The sequence below is a fragment of the Nonomuraea aurantiaca genome, from assembly GCF_020215705.1.
Lineage (GTDB): Bacteria > Actinomycetota > Actinomycetes > Streptosporangiales > Streptosporangiaceae > Nonomuraea > Nonomuraea aurantiaca.
Window position 1 is genome coordinate 230,690 of sequence record NZ_JAIWNB010000012.1, and the last position, 17,845, is coordinate 248,534.

16 protein-coding genes are annotated in these 17,845 nt (G+C 70.2%); 12 read left to right on the forward strand and 4 right to left on the reverse strand.

All coding sequences use genetic code 11. From position 1 onward, the window contains the following. Positions 1–153: 153 nt before the first annotated feature. Positions 154–714, reverse strand: a complete 561-nt coding sequence (locus tag LDL49_RS28025; RefSeq protein ID WP_225295175.1) for a TetR/AcrR family transcriptional regulator — start codon at positions 712–714, stop codon at positions 154–156. A gap of 75 nt (positions 715–789) precedes the next feature. Here LDL49_RS28025 and LDL49_RS28030 point away from each other — a divergent pair, with 75 nt between their 5' ends. The 9 genes from LDL49_RS28030 to LDL49_RS58515 all read left to right on the forward strand — a co-directional run bounded on the left by LDL49_RS28030 (position 790) and on the right by LDL49_RS58515 (position 10,618). Next, the gene (locus LDL49_RS28030; RefSeq protein ID WP_225295177.1) at positions 790–1,221 is read left to right on the forward strand and encodes a YciI family protein; all 432 of its coding nucleotides are present in this window, start codon (positions 790–792) and stop codon (positions 1,219–1,221) included. 110 nt (positions 1,222–1,331) lie between these two features. Then, on the forward strand, positions 1,332–2,576 hold the full coding sequence (locus LDL49_RS28035; RefSeq protein ID WP_225295025.1) for an RNA polymerase sigma factor: 1,245 nt from the start codon (positions 1,332–1,334) through the stop codon (positions 2,574–2,576). Between the two features lie 531 nt (positions 2,577–3,107). Beyond that, a complete protein-coding gene (locus LDL49_RS28040; protein ID WP_225295027.1) occupies positions 3,108–4,448 on the forward strand; it encodes an ABC transporter substrate-binding protein in 1,341 nt (446 codons plus the stop codon). 57 nt (positions 4,449–4,505) lie between these two features. Continuing rightward, positions 4,506–5,456, forward strand: coding sequence for a carbohydrate ABC transporter permease (locus tag LDL49_RS28045; RefSeq protein WP_225295028.1), 951 nt, complete (start codon positions 4,506–4,508; stop codon positions 5,454–5,456). After that, positions 5,453–6,283: a carbohydrate ABC transporter permease gene (locus tag LDL49_RS28050; protein WP_225295030.1), complete on the forward strand. Its 831-nt coding sequence runs from the start codon at positions 5,453–5,455 to the stop codon at positions 6,281–6,283. Before LDL49_RS28045 ends, LDL49_RS28050 begins: the two co-directional genes overlap by 4 nt. Continuing rightward, positions 6,280–7,689 (forward strand): GH1 family beta-glucosidase, encoded by a 1,410-nt coding sequence (locus tag LDL49_RS28055; protein ID WP_225295032.1) that lies wholly within the window; start codon positions 6,280–6,282, stop codon positions 7,687–7,689. The genes LDL49_RS28050 and LDL49_RS28055 overlap by 4 nt, the downstream gene beginning before the upstream one ends. Further along, complete coding sequence (locus LDL49_RS28060; RefSeq protein WP_225295034.1) at positions 7,670–8,671, forward strand: LacI family DNA-binding transcriptional regulator; 1,002 nt, start codon at positions 7,670–7,672, stop codon at positions 8,669–8,671. The genes LDL49_RS28055 and LDL49_RS28060 overlap by 20 nt, the downstream gene beginning before the upstream one ends. A 55-nt stretch (positions 8,672–8,726) precedes the next feature. Beyond that, positions 8,727–9,569 carry an aldose 1-epimerase family protein gene (locus tag LDL49_RS28065; RefSeq protein WP_225295036.1) on the forward strand — a complete coding sequence of 281 codons (843 nt, stop codon included), beginning with the start codon at positions 8,727–8,729 and terminating at the stop codon, positions 9,567–9,569. A gap of 53 nt (positions 9,570–9,622) precedes the next feature. Beyond that, positions 9,623–10,618: a phosphotransferase family protein gene (locus tag LDL49_RS58515; protein WP_225295039.1), complete on the forward strand. Its 996-nt coding sequence runs from the start codon at positions 9,623–9,625 to the stop codon at positions 10,616–10,618. Here the strand turns inward: LDL49_RS58515 and LDL49_RS28075 are convergent. Together LDL49_RS28075 and LDL49_RS28080 are read right to left on the reverse strand one after the other, a co-directional pair. Next, positions 10,562–12,808, reverse strand: a complete 2,247-nt coding sequence (locus tag LDL49_RS28075) for a M64 family metallopeptidase (protein WP_225295041.1) — start codon at positions 12,806–12,808, stop codon at positions 10,562–10,564. The genes LDL49_RS58515 and LDL49_RS28075 overlap by 57 nt on opposite strands. Positions 12,809–12,873: 65 nt before the next feature. Next, the gene (locus LDL49_RS28080; protein ID WP_225295043.1) at positions 12,874–13,701 is read right to left on the reverse strand and encodes an anti-sigma factor; all 828 of its coding nucleotides are present in this window, start codon (positions 13,699–13,701) and stop codon (positions 12,874–12,876) included. Positions 13,702–13,822: 121 nt separating this feature from the next. Here LDL49_RS28080 and LDL49_RS28085 point away from each other — a divergent pair, with 121 nt between their 5' ends. The 3 genes from LDL49_RS28085 (at position 13,823) to LDL49_RS28095 (ending at position 17,359) form a co-directional block, all read left to right on the forward strand. Further along, positions 13,823–15,022 (forward strand): FAD-dependent oxidoreductase, encoded by a 1,200-nt coding sequence (locus tag LDL49_RS28085; RefSeq protein WP_225295179.1) that lies wholly within the window; start codon positions 13,823–13,825, stop codon positions 15,020–15,022. A 91-nt stretch (positions 15,023–15,113) separates the two neighbouring features. Beyond that, positions 15,114–16,460, forward strand: a complete 1,347-nt coding sequence (locus LDL49_RS28090) for a class II 3-deoxy-7-phosphoheptulonate synthase (RefSeq protein WP_225295045.1) — start codon at positions 15,114–15,116, stop codon at positions 16,458–16,460. Between the two features lie 122 nt (positions 16,461–16,582). Beyond that, positions 16,583–17,359 (forward strand): SAM-dependent methyltransferase, encoded by a 777-nt coding sequence (locus LDL49_RS28095; RefSeq protein ID WP_225295047.1) that lies wholly within the window; start codon positions 16,583–16,585, stop codon positions 17,357–17,359. Between the two features lie 59 nt (positions 17,360–17,418). Here the strand turns inward: LDL49_RS28095 and trxA are convergent, their stop codons facing one another. After that, a complete protein-coding gene (trxA, locus tag LDL49_RS28100) occupies positions 17,419–17,793 on the reverse strand; it encodes a thioredoxin (RefSeq protein ID WP_225295049.1) in 375 nt (124 codons plus the stop codon). Positions 17,794–17,845 lie beyond the last annotated feature (52 nt).

Consider the following 17,845-nt stretch of genomic DNA (forward strand, 5'->3'; position numbering starts at 1 on the left):
CAATCCGGAAATTTCCCCATCCGGATGCCGACCATCGCCGCAGGACCGGGATGACCCGGTCCGAACGCCGTGCCGGAAGACGGCCACCAGCGGACCGGGGCGGCGTCCGCCAGCAGGCCTCTGAGGTGGCCGCACCGGACCGGGTCGGGGCCGTCAGTGAGTCAGGCCCGTCATGACGAGCGACAGTAGGCGCTGGGCCATCTGCGGCCGGTTCGGCGACTGTTCCCCCGCCCACGCCACCCCGGCGGCGAGTGCCAGCAGTTCCTCCGTCGTGACGTCCGCCCGGACGGCGCCCTGTGCCTGGGCGCGTTCCAGCAGGCGGGAGCCCGCCGCCCGCATCGCGGCGCACGAGGCGTGCAGCTCCGATCCCTCGTCCCGCAACGCCGCCATGACCGACTCCGGCAGCCCGCGGTAGGTCGCCGACCCGGCCGCCACCGCCGTGAGCCAGGCGAGCAGCGCGTCGCGCGGCGACGGCTCGGCGAGCAAACCGGAGGCCCGACGGGCCAGCCCGTCGAAGCGGTCGCGCATGAGCGCCTGGAGCAGCGCCTCGCGCGTCGGGAAGTGCCGGTAGAGAGTGCCGATCCCCACGCCCGCGCGCCGGGCGACGTCGCGCAGCGACGCCTCCGTGCCGTGCTCGGCGAAGGCCGCGCGGGCTGCGGTCAGGAGCTGTCGCGGCGCCGGTGACCGCCACGACGACGTCTCCTGGTGAAGAATTTCAGCTCACGTGTCGATTCGGGGTCTGACCGCTCGACGCGTTCGTGAGAGTGAAGGAGGCGGATCGTGAAGTTCATGATCGTAGGGAAGGCGAACGAGGCGACCGAGGCCGGGGAACTGCCCAGCCAGGAGCTCGTCGACGCGATGGGCGCCTACAACGAGAGCCTGACCAGGGCAGGGGTGCTGCTGGCCGCCGAAGGGCTGTACCCCAGCTCCCACGGTGCGCAGATCGCCTACACCAAGGACGGCAAGGCGACGGTGCTAGACGGGCCGTTCACCGAGGCCAAGGAGCTCATCGCCGGGTTCTGGCTGATCCAGGTCAAGTCCCGGGAAGAGGCCATCGAATGGGCGCTGCGGGTGCCGGTTCCTGGTGGGCATGAGGGGGTCGGGCTGGATGTCTGGCAGGTGTTCGACGCCTCCGATCTGCCGGACGAGTCGATGACTCCCGAGGCGGCCGAACGCGAGGCGGCCTTGCGCGAGCGCCTGACGGGTTGCGCCGAACAATAGAAGCCGCTTCCCGCCCGCGAGCCCAACTCTCCATTTGCGGGCCCGGATCGCCCACCAGGCTCCAGTCCCGGCTTGCAGGGGGTGGGGCGGGCTGGTCTTATGGCCACGTGATGGCTTCCGACACGCAGCGGGCTATCGAGACGGTCTGGCGGATGGAGGCGGCGCGGCTCATCGCCGGCCTGACCGGGCTCGTGCGCGACCTCGGCCTGGCCGAGGAGCTGGCGCAGGACGCGCTGGTCGCGGCGCTGGAGCAGTGGCCGGAGTCGGGGGTGCCGGGCAATCCCGGTGCCTGGCTCATGACCGTCTCCAAGCGTCGCGCCATCGACCTGCTGCGCCGTCAGGACCGCTACGCGCGCAAGCTGGCCGAGATGGGCCGCGAGCTGTCGGATGAGCCGGGTGCCGACGAGGCGCTGCCCGGCATGGACGAGATCGAGGACGACCTGCTGCGGCTGGTGTTCACGGCGTGCCATCCGGTGCTGTCCACGGAGGCCCGGGTGGCGCTCACGCTGCGGGTGCTCGGCGGGCTGAGCACCGACGAGATCGCCAGGGCGTTCCTGGTCCCGGAGCCGACGGTGGCGCAGCGGATCGTACGGGCCAAGCGGACGCTGGCCGACAAGCAGGTGCCGTTCGAGGTACCGCAGGGCGAGGAGCTGGCCGGACGCCTGTCGTCGGTCCTGGAGGTCATCTATCTGATCTTCAACGAGGGCTACTCGGCCACGGCCGGTGACGACTGGATGCGGCCGGGACTCTGCGAGGACGCGCTGCGGCTCGGTCGGGTGCTGGCCGGGCTGATGCCCAAGGAGCCCGAAGTGCACGGCCTGGTCGCGTTGATGGAGATCCAGGCGTCGCGCGCGGCGGCCCGGGTGGGCCCGTCCGGCGAGCCGATCCTGCTGCTGGAGCAGAACCGGGGCCGCTGGGACCGCCTGCTCATCCGCCGTGGCCTGGACGCGCTCCAGCGGGCCGAGGATCTCGGCGGCGACCTGGGCCCGTACGTGCTGCAGGCCGCCATCGCCGCCTGCCACGCCAGGGCGCTCACCGCCGAGGAGACCGACTGGCAGGCGATCGCCACCCTCTACGAGGCGCTGGCGCGGATGTCGCGCTCCCCCGTCGTCGAGCTCAACCGGGCGGTCGCGCTCGCCATGGCGTACGGTCCCGCGGTCGGGCTCGAACTGGTGGACCAGCTGGTCGACGAACCGGCGCTGAAGGGTTATCACCTGCTGCCGAGCGTACGCGGGGATCTGCTGGTCAAGCTGGGGCGACAGGGTGAGGCGCGCGCCGAGTTCGAACGGGCGGCGGCCATGACCCGCAACGCTCGCGAGCGCACCCTGCTGCGAGAGCGCGCCGCCGCCTGCTGACCGCCGCCGCCCTGATGGCCGGCTCCTGCTGACGGCTGACGGCTGACGGCTGACGGCTGAGGCTGCCGGCTGAGGCTGCCGGCTGACGGCTGACGGCGCACCATCGGGACGCCGCGACAAACCCGGCACACCGAACGAACGCCGCAACAGATGCCGCGGCAGACCCCGACACGCCCACCCGGACGCCGCGACGGACGCCATGACAGACATGGCGGACCCGCTCGCGCCCGTGACCACGGGCGTGACCACGAGAAAAGCCCGCAGTGGGTGGGTGACATGCCCAGATAGCAAACACAAACGAGTCCCTTGTGATGGGAGCGCTCCCAAACAGCCCTTTGCGCCGTTAGTCACCAAAAATCCCCTTTCGGAATGAGAAATCGCACCATTGGTAACGGTTGCGTTTCAGCGCATTGACGGGCACAGGCCATAAGTGCACCCTTTGTGGGAGCGCTCCCAAGGATTTCCCACCGCGGCCCGGAGCGTGTGCCGCGGTGCACCTCCCCCACCCATTCACCCGAGAAGGGGTCCACCATGTTGAACCGCAAGCGTCGCGGCGGTCTCGCCGCGGCTTCCGCCCTGGCGGCGGCGGCCCTGACCGCCGCATCCTGCGGCTCCGGCGGCACTCCGGCGGCCAGCAACGCACCCGCGTCCTCGGCGGCCGCCGAACCGGTCACGATCCGGGTGCAGACTTTCGGCGGCGGCTCGAACTTCGGCTACAAGAACGCCATCACGAAGTGGAACGCCGAGCACAAGGACATCCAGATCAAGGAAGAGCACCTGACCGACCAGTTCGAGCAGCAGTACTGGCCGCAGATGATCCAGTGGTTGCAGGCGGGCAACGGCGCGGGCGACGTGGTCGGCATCGACGAAGGCGGCATGGGCCTGGCCAAGGCGCACCCGGAGTGGTGGGCGGATCTGAAGGAATACGGCCTGGACTCCCGCAAGGCGGACTTCCCCGCCTGGAAGTGGGAGAACGGCCTCACCACCGACGGCAAGCTGTTCGGCCTGGGCACCGACATCGGCGGCATGAGCATCTGCTACCGCTCGGACCTGTTCAAGAAGGCCGGCCTGCCCAGCGAGCGGGACAAGGTCAGCGCCCTGTGGCCCGATTGGGACACCTTCATGAAGGTCGGCCAGCAGTTCCAGGCGAAGGTGAAGGACACCAAGTTCGCCGACGGCACGAACACCCTTTACCAGGTGGTCCTGTACCAGGAGGCGGCCAAGAACGGCAACGTCACCTATTTCGACAAGGACAACAACCTCATCGTCGACAAGAACCCGGCGGTGAAGGCGGGCTTCGACTTCGCCACGAAGATGAGCCAGCAGGGCCTGACCGCCAAGCTGCGTAACTTCACCGACGAGTGGGCGGCGGGCACCCAGAAGGGCGCGTTCGCCACGGTCGGCTGCCCGTCGTGGATGCTCGGCGTGGTCAGCGGTAACGCCGGCGACGGCGGCAAGGGCAAGTGGGACGTGGCCTCGGTGCCCGGCGGCGGCGGCAACTGGGGCGGCTCCTGGCTGTCCGTGCCGAAGCAGAGCAAGCACCCGAAGGAAGCCGCGGCGGTGGCGGACTACCTGACCCAAGCGCAGACCGAGGCGAGCATCTTCACCGACTTCGGCAACATGCCGAGCAACACGAAGGCGCAGCAGGACGCGGCCGTGCAGAGCGCGAAGAACGAGTTCTTCAACAACGCCCCCATCGGCGAGATCTTCGCCAAGTCGGCGTCGAGCCTGCAGCCGGTCTTCCTCGGCGTCAAGCACGCCCAGGTCAAGAACGCCATCGAGTCGGTGATCCAGGGCATGGACGACGGCTCGGTGCCCTACGGCAAGGCCTGGCAGCAGTTGGTCGACGACGCGGTGAAGGCCGCGGGCTGATCTTCCCCGCCCGGCCCGCCATGAGCGGGCCGGGCTACTGCCGCCGAAAGGTCTCTCATGAGTATCGACACCCTTCCGCGGGCGGTGCGGCGCAGCCGGCACCTTCCGCCCGGCCGCCGCTGGCGTTCCAGACTGGACGTCAAGGTGATGCCGTACACCCTGGTGTCCCCGTACTTCATCCTGTTCGCCGCCTTCGGGCTCTTCCCGCTGGCGTTCACCCTCTACTACTCGCTCTACGACTACGACCTGGCCGGGACCACGAAGTGGACCGGGCTGGGCAACTACGCCAAGCTGCTGGCCGACGAGGACTTCTGGAACGCCGTCACCAACACGGTCGGCATGTTCCTGCTGGCCACCATCCCGCAGCTGCTGCTGGCGCTGTTCCTGGCCAACGCGCTGAACAAGCGGTTCCGGCTGCGCCTGGCGATCCGGATGAGCGTGCTGCTGCCGCTGGTGACCTCGGTGGTCGCGGTGGCGGTCGTGTTCACCCAGCTCTTCGCCCGTGACTGGGGCCTGGTCAACTGGATCCTCAGCTGGTTCGGCATGGACGCCATCAACTGGCGGGCCGAGCGGGTCCCGTCGTGGCTGGCCATCGCCACCATGGTCGACTGGCGCTGGACCGGCTACAACGCGATCATCTTCCTGGCCGGCATGCAGACGATCCCGCGCGACCTGTACGAGGCCGCGGCCATCGACGGGGCCTCGCGGCGGCGGCAGTTCTGGCAGATCACCCTGCCGATGCTCCGCCCGACCATGATCTTCGTGGTGCTCAACTCCACGATCGGCGGGCTCACGCTGTTCTCCGAGCCGACGACGTTCTACAACGGCAACGTCGACGGCGGGTCGCAGGGCCAGTTCCAGACGGTCGCGATGTTCGTCGTCAAGCAGGGCTTCCGCGAGTTCGACTACGGGTACGCCGCCGCGGCGGCCTGGCTGCTGTTCCTGCTCATCCTCATCGGCGCGTTGATCAACTTCCTGTTCGTCCGCAGGATCGGGGGCACCAAATGACCAACTGGTCGCCGACCCTCATCACCCGGGTCATGCTGGCGCTGGCCATCGTGCTGTCCGCCTTCCCGCTGTACTGGATGCTGGTCATCGCCTCGCGGACCAACGCCGACGCGGTCGCGGTGCCGCCGCCGTTCCTGCCCGGCGGGAACCTCGGCCAGAACATCGTCGCGGTGCTCAACAACGAGGACGCCCACTTCCTGCTCGGCCTGACCAACTCGTTCATCGTGGCGAGCGTCGTCACGGTCTCGGTGGTCATCATCTCGACGCTGGCCGGCTTCTCCTTCGCCAACCTGTCGTTCAAGGGCAGGAACGTGCTGCTCCTGGCCGTCCTGCTGACGATGGCGGTGCCGCTGCAGCAGATGGGCGTGGTGCCGCTCTACCGGCTGATGGTGAGCCTGGAGTGGACGGGCACCCTCAAGGCGGTCATCCTGCCGTACCTGCTCAACGGGTTCGGCGTGTTCCTGATGACCCAGTACACCCGCCAGGCGGTGCCGATGGAGCTGGTCGAGGCGGCCAGGGTCGACGGCGCGGCCACCCTGCGGATCTGGTGGAACGTCGTGCTGCCGGCCGTGCGGCCGGGCATGGCGGTGCTCGGGATCAATACGTTCATGCTGATGTGGAATGACTTCATGTGGCCGCTGATCGTCCTCACTCCGGACAATCCGACCGTGCAGATCGCGATCACCTCGCTGAACGCCAGGTTCTCCACCAACTACACATTGATCTTCGCGGGAACGGCGCTGTCCATCATTCCGCTCATCGCGGTATTCGTCGCATTCGGCCGCCAGATCGTCGGCGGACTCATGGAAGGTGCGGTCAAGGCGTGACGACACAAGAGGAACAGACGCGTACCGGCCTGCGCTTCCCCACGGGATTCGCGTTCGGCGCGGCCACCTCGGCGTACCAGATCGAAGGCGCGGTCGCCGAGGACGGGCGGGGCGTCTCCATCTGGGACACCTTCACCAAGACCCCGGGCCGCGTGCTCAACGGGGACCACGCGGACGTGGCCATCGACCACTACCACCGATACCGGGAAGACGCCCAGATCATGGCGGAGCTGGGCCTGACCGCCTACCGCTTCTCCGTCTCCTGGCCCCGGATCCAGCCCGACGGGTCCGGCAAGGTCAACCAGAAGGGCCTCGACTTCTACAAGCGGCTCACCGACGAGCTGCGGCAGCACGGCATCGACCCCTGGCTGACCCTCTACCACTGGGACCTGCCCCAGGCGCTGGAGGACAGGGGCGGCTGGCCCAACCGCGACACGGCCTACTGCTTCGCCGACTACGCGGCGACCGTGCACGAGGCGCTGAAGGACTACGTACACACCTTCAGCACCGTCAACGAGCCATGGTGCACCGCGTTCCTCGGCTACGCCTCGGGCGAGCACGCCCCGGGCCGTCGCGAGCCGGAGAACGCGATCAGGGGCGCGCACCATCTCAACCTCGCGCACGGCCTTTCCGTACAGGCGATGGGCGCGAGGAGGGTCGGCGGCTGCGTGAACCTCTACGCGATCACCCCGGCCACCGACAGCGAGGCGGACCAGGACGCGGCGCGGCGCATCGACGGGCTGCAGAACCGGTTCTTCCTCGACGCGCTAATGACCGGCCGCTACCCGCAGGACGTCCTCGACGACCTCGGGATGGACCTGGACTTCATCAGGAACGGTGACCTGGCGACCATCAAGGCGCCGATCGACGTGCTGCTCGTCAACTACTACAGCCGCTTCACGGTTTCGGGAGCACCAGGCGGCAGGGCCTCGGCGGCGGCGGCGCCCACGGACTCCGCCTCGCCCTGGGTGGGCAGCGAGCACGTGTCGTTCGTCAACGGCGGCCGGCCGGTCACCTCGATGGGCTGGGAGATCGACCGGAGCGGCCTGGTGGAGGTGCTGACCAGGGTGGCGCGGGACTACCCGGCCATCCCGCTGGTCGTCTCCGAGAACGGCGCGGCCTTCGAGGACGTCCTGGAGCACGGCCGGGTGCACGACTCCGAGCGGGTGGCCTACTTCGAGGACCACCTGCGCGCCTGCCGCGACGCGATCGACGCCGGGGTGCCGCTGGAGGGCTATTTCGCCTGGTCGCTGATGGACAACTTCGAGTGGGCATGGGGCTACGGCAAGCGTTTCGGCCTCGTGCACGTGGACTTCGAGAGCCAGCGGCGCGTGCTCAAGGACAGCGCGATCTGGTACTCGGAGATCATCCGGCAGAATAGGCGTCATGAACCGACCGACTCTTGAGGCAGTCGCTGCTCTGGCCGGAGTAGGCCGTGGCACGGTTTCGAGAGTCATCAACGGCTCACCCAACGTGAGCGAGAAGGCCCGCGACGCTGTGCAACGGGCCATCCAGGAGCTGGGCTACGTCCCCAACCGGGCGGCGCGGGCGCTGGTCACCCGGCGCACCGACACGGTGGCGCTGGTGGTGTCCGAGTCCGAGCTGCGCGTCTTCGACGAGCCCTACTTCGCCGGGACCATCAGGGGCATCGGCTCGGCGCTGGCCGAGACGGGCCTCCAGCTGATCCTGGCCATGGCCCAGTCGCAGGAGGAGCACGAGCGCCTGGAGCACTACCTGACGGGGCAGCACGTCGACGGCGTGCTGCTCCTGTCGCTGCACGGCGCCGACCCGCTGCCCGGCCGGCTGGAGGCGATGGGCGTGCCGACCGTGCTGGGCGGCCGCCCGGTCGGCCTCACCCCCTACAGCTACGTCGACATGGACAACCGGGCCGGGGCCCGGCAGGCGGTCAAGCACCTGCTGGGTCTCGGCCGGCGGCGCATCGCCACGATCGCCGGGCCGCAGGACATGGGCGTGGGCGTCGACCGGCTGGCCGGCTTCCACGACGCGCTGCTCACCTCGGGTGCCCGGGAGCTGGTGGCCTACGGCGGCGACTTCTCCGAGGAGAGCGGCGCGGCGGCGATGCGCGAGCTGCTGGCCGCCGAGCCGGAGCTCGACGCCGTGTTCGCCGCCTCGGACCCGCTGGCGGTGGGGGCGATGCGGGTGCTCAAGACGGAGGGCCGGGCCATCCCGGATGACGTGGCGGTGGTGGGGTTCGACGACTCCAAGGTCGCCTTGCACGCCGACCCGCCGCTGACCACCGTGCACCAGCCGGCCGAGGAGATGGGCCGCCAGATGGCGCGGCTGCTGGTCGCGCGGATCAACGGCGAGGTGCTCCGCCAGCCCGTGGTCATCCTCGACACCCATCTGGTGCGCCGGGCGTCGGCCTGACCAGGGGATATCCTTTGCCCGGCCCCCTGCTTGACCCCCGAGAGAGGATCCTTCCGTGCCCCAGCTCGCCGCCGCCGGATACACCGCGCAGATCAGCCCGCGCGGCGCCGCGCTCAGGACGCTCCGCCACGGCGCGCGCGACCTGATCACGAGCTGGCCCGCCGAGGGCCCGGTCCCCTATTTCGCGGGCACGATCCTCGCTCCCTGGCCGAACCGGGTGGGCGGCGCCCGCTATCCGTTCGGCGGGCGGACGCACGAGCTGGCGGTGAGCGAGCCCGAGCGCGGCCACGCCCTGCACGGGCTGGTGTCCAGCGTCGACTGGCAGGTCGTGGAGCTGCTGGCCGCCGAGGACCACCACGCCTTCGTACGCCTGGCGCACACGATCACCCCCACGGCCGGTTACCCGTTCACGTTGACGCTGCGGGTGCTCCACCGGCTCGACGAGCACGGACTGACCACCACGGTCACCGCCCGCAACGACGGCGCCGACGCCGCCCCCTACGGCTGCGGCCCCCATCCCTGGCTGCTCGGCGACGACCTGGAGCTGCCCGCCGCCAAGGTGCTGGTCACCGACGAGGACCTGCTGCCCCGGTCCCTGGACGACGTGTCCGGCTCCCCGTACGACTTCCGCGAGGCCAGGCCGCTCGACGGCGACGTGATCGACCACGCGTTCACCGGGCTGGCGGCCGGAGAGGCCCGGGTCGGGGGCGTACGCATGACGTGGGACCCGGCGGTGCTGCCGTGGGTGCAGGTGTGCACCAGCGGGCAACTCGGCTACGAGGGCGTGGCGGTGGAGCCCATGACCTGCCCGCCCGACGCGTTCAACTCCGGCACCGACGTGGTGGTGCTCGAACCGGGCGGCGAGCACGTGGCCAGCTGGACGATCAGCGCCGCTTGACGGATCCGGCCGAACTGGACGATCAGCGCGGCCCGGCCCCACAATCAGGTCTCGTGGACAGCAGGACGAAACGGCGTCTATCGCCCGCCGAGCTCGACGCCCTCGCCCGGCGCGCGCTCGGCGCGGGCGTGACCGAATCCACCGAACTCACCGACGGCTACGCCAACGCGGTCTGGCGGCTCCTCCTGGACGACGGCCGCGACGTGGTACTCAAGCTGGCTCCGCCCCCCGAGCTGGACCAGCTCAGCTACGAGCGCAACCTGCTGCGGATGGAGGCGGCGGCCTGCGAGCTGGCCGTCGCCGCGGGCGTGCCGGTGGCGACGCTGCTGGCCGCCGGGTTCGACGATCCGGTGCTCGGCGGCGACTACCTGCTGTTCGGGACGCTCGACGGCGTGTCGTGGAACGACGTGAAACCGGACGGCGGCGACGCGCTCCGGCGCGAGCTGGGCCGCCACCTGGCCAGGTTCAACACGGTGACGGGCGAGGTGTTCGGCTACCCGCACGCGGGCATCACCGGCCGCACCTGGCGCGAGGCGTACCTGGCCATGGTGGACGCGCTGCTGGCCGACACCGAGCGCTACCCGACGCCGCTCCCCCGGCCCGCCGCGGAGATCGGCGCGGTGCTCGCGGCCGCCGCGCCGGTGCTGGACGAGGTGACCACGCCGCACCTCGTCCACTTCGACGTCTGGGCCGGCAACGTCTTCCTGGACCTGTCAGGGACGCCCAGGATCCAGGCCATCATCGACCACGAGCGGGCGTTCTGGGGCGACCCGCTGGCCGAGTTCGTCACGCCGACCATCTTCGGCGAGCTGCGCGACGACGACCCGCTGCTGGCCGGGTACCGCGAGGTGACCCCGCTGGAGCTCACCCCCGCCGCGCGGACCCGGCTCGACCTCTATCGCGCCTACCTCTATCTGATCCTGCTGGTGGAGAACGGGCCGCGGCAGTATCCCGAGTCGGAGTACGCGCGGGCCCGCGACCTGTCCACCACCTCACTCACGGAGGTCCTGGACCGCCTCGTAGGAGGTGCCCCCGGCGCCCGCGCCTAGCTTGCCGCACTGCCCCGCGCCCAGGCCGGTGACCTTGTTGGGCACGCCCAGGTCAACCGGCGCGGGCGTGTTGCCCGTACAGGCGAGCGCGCCCTTGACCGTGGTGCCCGACAGGATCGGCGCCGTGTTCGAGGTCAGCAGGGCCGCGCCGCGGATGTCGGCGCCCACGACGGCCAGCGCCCCGGCGCGGTCGACCGTCAGCGCGCCGTCCACCCGCGCGCCGAGGACCTGCACCGAGGCGGCCCGCGAGGCGATGAGCGCGCCGGACAGGCGGCCGCCGGTGACGACCACCGAGGCGCCCGCCCGCACGGTCACCGGGCCGCTCACCTGCGCGTGGTCCAGGCAGGTGACGCCGTCGGTGACGGTCAGCGGGCCGCGCTGGGCGCCGGTGAGGGTCCTGGTGCAGGCGGGCGGCGGAGCGATCGTGGTGACCGTGAAGCTGCCTGCTTTGCCGTAGTTGCCCGAGCCGTCGATGGAGCGGTACTCGATCGTGTGCCGCCCTCTGGGGAGCTTGCCGTACACGAGGGAGTCGATGGTCGTGCCGTCCTCGGTGAACGTCCACGGCAGGTCGGAGGAGGTCGGCCAGCCGAAGTAGTTGAACCAGCCGTCGCCATCGACCCTCGACTCCGAGACCACGTAACCGCCCTGGTCGTCGGTGCCGGTCAGCTTCATCGAGAACGGCCCGTTGTAGACGTAGGTGTCGCCGGACCTGACGAGCGGCCGCGACAGCTCGTAGCCCGTCTTCGGCGAGGTGGCGTCGACCGTCCAGGTCAGCGTCCGGTCGCCGACCATCGCGGTGAGCGTGTGCGTGCCGTCCGCCGGCTTCAGCGCGCCGAGGTCCAGGTCGCTGTCGTCCTCGCCGACCCGCTTGCCGTCGAGCGCCCACACGACCGCGGGAATGCTCGCCGCCGGGTGCGTGGTCTCCACGTACACGACGCCGGTACGGCCCAGCGGCCGGTCCACCGAGGTGGCGGAGACGACGCCGGGGGTGACGCCGTCGGGCGGGGTGGTCAGCGACGTGTCGACGGTCCAGGAACGGGAGGCCGACATCGCGCCGCGGATCGCCGGGTCCCTGACGAAGCTCGTCGGGTCGGTGACCGTCGCCTTGACCGTGTGCGTGCCGGGGGTGAGGCCGAGCGCGCGTAAGTCGAGGGCCGTGCCCTGCTCGGCGGGCCGGTCCGTGCCGTCGACGTTCCAGGTGACGGTGAGCGCGTGGCCGTTCGGGCGCATCGGCTCCACCCAGAGCACCCGGTCGGCGCCGACGGGCGCGTCCGACGGGGTGGCGTCCTGGATCACCGTCGTCTTGCCGGTGATCCGCTGCGCCATCACCTCCCGGCTCACCTGGTCGTAGTAGTAGCCGAGCGTCTTCATCATCGAGTGCCGGCTCGGCCGCCAGACGCCCGTGGTGGCGTACATGCCGCCCTCGTAGCGGCCGATCGGGCCGCCGGACTCGCTGGGCTCGCCCAGCCAGCGCCACCACTTCTTCTTCTGTTCGAGCATCTGCTGCTCGGTCAGCAGCGTGTGGTGGGCGGAGGCGGGCTCGGGCCCGGTGTACGCGCCGCCGGGGACGCCGCGCTGGTAGTAGTCGTACTCGTCCTGCAGGCCGCCCAGGGAGTGGCCCAGCTCGTGCGGGCTGATCAGGGCGGACATGGAGTTGCTGCCGGAGGCGGTCGCGTAGGAACCGCCCGCGCCGCCGTACGTCCCGCTGTTGGCCAGCGCGAGGATCTGCCGGTTGGCCGAGGTCGTGCCGGTGACCAGGTTCGCGTAGCGGGTGGCGGCGGTGTTGTCCATGGTGATCAGCCGCTGGACGCTGCCGGGGTTGCACTGGCCCCAGAAGCCCATGCTGAGCGGGGTGGTCTTCTTCGGCGAGGTCAGGGCGGGGTCGCAGCTGACACCCGACTCGCCGGAGACGATGTCCACCCGGTAGACGTTGATGTAGGCGCGGTAGGACTTGTACGGCTCGATGGACCACATCACGTTGAGGTGCCGGTCGACGTCCGCCTGGAACTTCGCCTGCTCGGACTCGGTGTAGCCGTCGCCCATGATGACCAGGTTGAACCGTTTGGCGGGCGTACCGGTGACCTGGACCGGGACGACGGTGGCAGCGCCGGGCGCGGCGGCCGCGTCGGCGTTGGCTGGGGGGATGTATAAGACGGCGGCGGCCAGGACCAGGGCCGCGGATCTACGCATGATCCGCATTATCGGCCTGTTGCGTGCCGGCGTCTCATTCCGAAGCCGATAAATCTGGTGTCGGGTCAGGCTAGGGGGAGTTCGGCGAACAGGACCGGCTGGGTCGTGGGCTGCTCGGAGCCGCCCGCCGGTTCGATCGTGAGCCCGATGCGCTGGTCCCCCTTGGCCGCCCCGGCCAGCATGGGCGTGGTGACGCCGTCGGGGCGCCGGTCCAGGAGTCCCGCTGAGCGGATGCCGTCCGGGCCCATCAGCCACAGCTCGTACACCCTCGACCGGGGCAGTTCGGGCAGGCCCGACGAGGTGAACACCATCCGGCCCCGCGCGCGTGACACCACGACAGTTCCGCTGCCGCCCGCGGTGACCGGCAGCCGTACGGTCCGGACGTCGGGCGCCGCCAGGACCGCCGCGACCTCGCCGTCCCTGACCTGGAGGTCGCCCAGGTCGCGGCGGGCGTCGAAGACCACGACGCCGAGCGCGACGGCCGCCGCCGTGGACACGGCCGCCAGTCCGGCCACCACCCGCCCTCGCCTGCTCCGACGCCGCAGGGGCACGACGTCACTCCCGGTCACCACCTGACCGGCTGAGGACGACTTCGGCACCCAGACCGTCGCGTCACCCGAGTACGGCCCCGCCGCCCAGACGGTCACGTCCCCCGGCGAGCCCGCGGGAGCCTGTGGCGTGCGGGCGACGGCCGTGAGGACGCGGGCGCGCAGGGCGGCGGGGGGTGGCTCGGCGACCGCGAGGGCGAGCAGGACAGCCGTCTCGCGCAGGCGCCGCACCTCCGTCCGGCACGACGGGCATTCCTCCATGTGCATGGCGAACAGCACCCCGTCGCGGTCCGGCAACGCGTGCACGGCGTAGGCGCCGGAAAGGCTGTGGAGCTCATCGCTCATGTCGCACTCCACGTCGGTCGGGGGTCACGTCATTACTTCAGTAGTACTTCGGCGTTTCGGGCGTGTCGGATGGCACGCGGCAAGTGCATTTCTCCATGGACAGAGTTAAACTCAATACGTGATGAATTCCTGTGTGATCGCGGGCGGCGGCCCGGCTGGCGCGATGCTCGCCCTGCTGCTGGCCAGAGCGGGTGTCGAGGTGACCCTGCTGGAGAAGCACGCCGACTTCCTCCGCGACTTCCGCGGCGACACGATCCACCCCTCGACGCTTCAGGTGCTGGACGAGCTCGGCCTGGCCACGGAGTTCCTGAAGATCCCGCACCGCAAGACGTACGGATTCACCCTCCTGACCGACGACGGGCCGATCCAGATGGCCAACCTTCGGGGGCTACCGGGCAAGTACGACTACATCGCGTTCGTCCCGCAATGGGACTTCCTGAAGCTCGTCACGTCGGCCGCCGAGAAGTACCCGACATTCCGGCTGCTCATGAACGCCGAGGCGTACGGGCTGATCCGCGAGGACGGCGCGGCCCGCGGGCTGCGCTACCGGGACAAGTCGGGCGAGCACGAGATCAGGGCGGAGCTGACCGTGGCCGCGGACGGCCGCGGCTCGACGCTCCGCGCGGCCGCCGGGCTGGTGCCGCAGGAGTTCGGCGCGCCGATGGACGTCCTGTGGTTCCGGCTGCCGCGCCTCGAGAGCGACCCTGACCAGACGTTCCTGCGGATCTCCACCGGCCACGCGATGGTGGGCATCAACAGGGAGACCTACTGGCAGCTGGCCTACCTCATCCCCAAGGGCGGCTACGACCGGCTGGCCGGTCAGGGCATCGACTCGCTCCGTGAGCCGGTGGCGCGGCTGCTGCCGTACCTGGAGGGGCGCGTCGGGCAGATCGCGAGCTTCGACGACGTCAGCATGCTCACGGTGGTGCTCAACCGGCTCCGCCGCTGGTACCGGCCCGGTTTCCTGGCCATCGGCGACGCGGCGCACGCGATGTCGCCGGTGTTCGGCGTCGGCATCAACCTGGCGGTGCAGGACGCGGTCGCCACGGCCAACCTGATCGCCGAGCCGCTGAGGACGGGCCGGCCCATCCCGGAGGCCACGTTGCGCCGGCTGGAACGCCGCCGCATGCTGCCCACCAGGATCACCCAGGCCGCGCAGCGCGTGGCTCAGGACCGGCTGCTCGGCCCGACGATCGACAGCCAGGTGGGGCCGCCGCGCATCCCGGCGAACCTGCCGCAGAATCCCCTGTTCAGCGGGGTGATACGGCGATTCCTCGGGTTGGGCGTGCGCCCGGAACACGTGCGGACACCCGAACTGTGACCTGTCCCGTTCCCCGGGCCGCGGGACCGCGTTCTCACAACGTGGACATCGCGGTCGGTGACGCCGAGCCGGTAGCATACCCTCGTATGTCGTGAGCGCACTGAGCAATCCCGAGGAACTCGATTCCTGGCGAGCCCTGCCGGCGGCCCAGCAGCCTGACTGGCCCGACCGCAGCGAGCTCGAGAAGGTCGTCGCCGAGCTCGGCGGCCTGCCCCCACTCGTCTTCGCCGGCGAGTGCGACCAGCTCAAGGAGCAGCTGGCCGCCGTCGCCCGAGGCGAGGCGTTCGTGCTGCAGGGCGGCGACTGCGCCGAGACGTTCGCCGGGGCGACCGCGGACAACGTGCGCAACAAGCTCAAGACGCTGCTGCAGATGGCCATCGTGCTGACGTACGCCGCCAAGGTGCCGGTGGTCAAGATCGGCCGCGTGGCCGGGCAGTTCGCCAAGCCGCGTTCCAAGGGCACCGAGACGCGTGACGGCCTGGAGCTGCCCGCCTACCGGGGCGACATGGTCAACGGCTTCGCCTTCACCCCCGAGTCCCGCACGCCCGACCCGTGGCGGCTGCTGAAGGCCTACCACTCCTCGGCCGTGACGCTCAACCTGGCCCGCGCCTTCACCAAGGGCGGTTACGCCGACCTGCGCCAGGTGCACGCCTGGAACCAGGACTTCGTGGGCGAGTCCCCCGCCGGCCGCCGCTACGAGCAGCTGGCCAGGGAGATCGACCAGGCGCTCGCGTTCATGCGCGCCTGCGGGGCCGACCCGGAGGAGTTCCACACGGTCGAGTTCTACTCCTCGCACGAGGCGCTGATCCTCGACTACGACCGGGCGCTCACGCGCATCGACTCGCGGACCGGCCGCCCGTACGACGTGTCGGCGCACATGGTCTGGATCGGCGAGCGCACCCGCCAGCTCGACGGCGCGCACGTCGACTTCTTCTCCCGCATCCGCAACCCCATCGGCGTCAAGCTCGGCCCGACCACCACGGCCTCCGAGGCACTGGCGCTGGTCGAGAAGCTCAATCCCGACAACGAGCCGGGCCGGCTCACGTTCATCACCCGGATGGGCGCCTCCAAGATCCGCGAGCACCTGCCCGCGCTGGTCAAGGAGGTCACCGCGGCGGGCGCGCAGGTCGCCTGGATCTGCGACCCGATGCACGGCAACACGTGGGAGGCGCCGAGCGGCCACAAGACGCGCCGGCTCGACGACGTGCTCGACGAGGTGACGGGCTTCTTCGAGGTGCACCGCTCGCTCGGCACGCACCCCGGCGGCATCCACATCGAGTTCACGGGCGACGACGTGACGGAGTGCGTGGGCGGCGGCCACGAGATCGTCGAGGACGACCTCTCGCGCCGCTACGAGACGGCCTGCGACCCGCGTCTCAACCGCGGCCAGTCGCTCGACCTCGCCTTCCGGGTGGCGGAGCTCTACCGCTCCAGCTGAGTACGACAGGCGGCAGCCCCGGTTGGGCCGGGGCTGCCAGAGGATTCTTCGGTCACGCCCGTCCGCGATCTCCTATGATCGGCCTGACAAAGGTGAGAATTCCTCAACTATTGGGAGAAATCGTGGACAGCGCCCTGGACGGCGTGGACCCGAGCGTGCCCAACATCGCCCGGATGTACGACTACTTCCTGGACGGCAAGGACAACTTCGCCTCCGACCGGGAAGCGGCCGAGCAGATCTTGAAGCTGTTCCCCGACACGAGGGACTCCGCCAGGGCCAACCGCGACTTCCTCCGCCGGGCCGTACGCCATCTGGTCGACTCCGGCGTGGACCAGATCGTGGACCTCGGCGCCGGGCTGCCCACCCAGGGCAACACGCACGAGATCGCGCCCGAGGCACGGGTCGTCTACGTCGACTACGACCCCGTGGTGTGCGCGCACGGGCGGGCCCTGCTGTCCAGGGGCACGAACGTGGAGTTCGTCCAGGCCGACATCAGGGACATCGACCCGCTGCTGGAGACCCTGGCCGAGACGATCGACTTCGGCCGCCCGGTGGCGTTCATGATGCTGGCCGTGCTGCACTTCCTGCCGGACGAGGCCGCGTACGGCATCGTCGGCAGGCTGCGCGACGCGGGGCCCGCGGGCAGCCGGCTGGTCATCAGCCACGCCGTGGACGCCGCGCCCGACTCCACCCCGCAGGCGCTGGCGATCTACAGGCAGGCGACGGCCGCGCTCAACCTCCGGACGCCCGAGGAGATCGCCGCCTTCTTCGAGGGCTACGAACTGGCCGAGCCCGGCCTGGTCTTCCCCCAGGACTGGCGCCCCGACCCCGGCGATTCCCCGCTGGGCCCGAAGGCCGTCACCAACGTCGGCTACGCCGGGGTCGGCCGCAAGGCATAGGCGCCGGCCTGTGGAACGAGAAAAGCCCCGCTGAATGGCGGGGCTTCGTGGTGCGGCGGTCAGTTCTGGTCGGCCTTCTTGAGCTCCTCGTTGAGCTCGGTCCTGATCGCGTCCATGTCGAGCGCGCGAACCTGGCTGATCAGGTCTTCGAGCGCGGGCGCCGGGATCGCGCCGGGCTGCGCGTAGACCACGATCCCGTCGCGGATCGCCATGAGCGTCGGGATCGAGCTGATGTCGAAGCCCTGAGCGAGGGCCTGCTCGGCATCGGTGTCGATCTTGCCGAAGGTGATGTCCTCATGCTTGTCGGACGCCTTCTCGAAGATCGGCCCGAACATCTTGCACGGGCCACACCACTCGGCCCAGAAGTCGAGCAGGACGATCCCCTTGTCGGCGATGTCGTTGAAGTTCGTCTCGGTTACCTCGATGGTCGCCACAAGTGGCTCCTCGTATCGTCGCGTGAAGTCTGTATGTCAATCCCAGGATGCA

What these genes read in the sequence shown, in the direction of transcription:
- LDL49_RS28030 (WP_225295177.1), top strand. Translation starts at nt 790, where the DNA reads ATGATCGTAGGGAAGGCGAACGAGGCGACCGAGGCCGGGGAACTGCCC.
- LDL49_RS28035 (WP_225295025.1), top strand. Translation starts at nt 1,332, where the DNA reads ATGGCTTCCGACACGCAGCGGGCTATCGAGACGGTCTGGCGGATGGAG.
- LDL49_RS28040 (WP_225295027.1), top strand. Translation starts at nt 3,108, where the DNA reads ATGTTGAACCGCAAGCGTCGCGGCGGTCTCGCCGCGGCTTCCGCCCTG.
- LDL49_RS28045 (WP_225295028.1), top strand. Translation starts at nt 4,506, where the DNA reads ATGAGTATCGACACCCTTCCGCGGGCGGTGCGGCGCAGCCGGCACCTT.
- LDL49_RS28050 (WP_225295030.1), top strand. Translation starts at nt 5,453, where the DNA reads ATGACCAACTGGTCGCCGACCCTCATCACCCGGGTCATGCTGGCGCTG.
- LDL49_RS28060 (WP_225295034.1), top strand. Translation starts at nt 7,670, where the DNA reads ATGAACCGACCGACTCTTGAGGCAGTCGCTGCTCTGGCCGGAGTAGGC.
- LDL49_RS28075 (WP_225295041.1), bottom strand. Translation starts at nt 12,808, where the DNA reads ATGCGTAGATCCGCGGCCCTGGTCCTGGCCGCCGCCGTCTTATACATC.
- LDL49_RS28080 (WP_225295043.1), bottom strand. Translation starts at nt 13,701, where the DNA reads ATGAGCGATGAGCTCCACAGCCTTTCCGGCGCCTACGCCGTGCACGCG.
- LDL49_RS28085 (WP_225295179.1), top strand. Translation starts at nt 13,823, where the DNA reads ATGAATTCCTGTGTGATCGCGGGCGGCGGCCCGGCTGGCGCGATGCTC.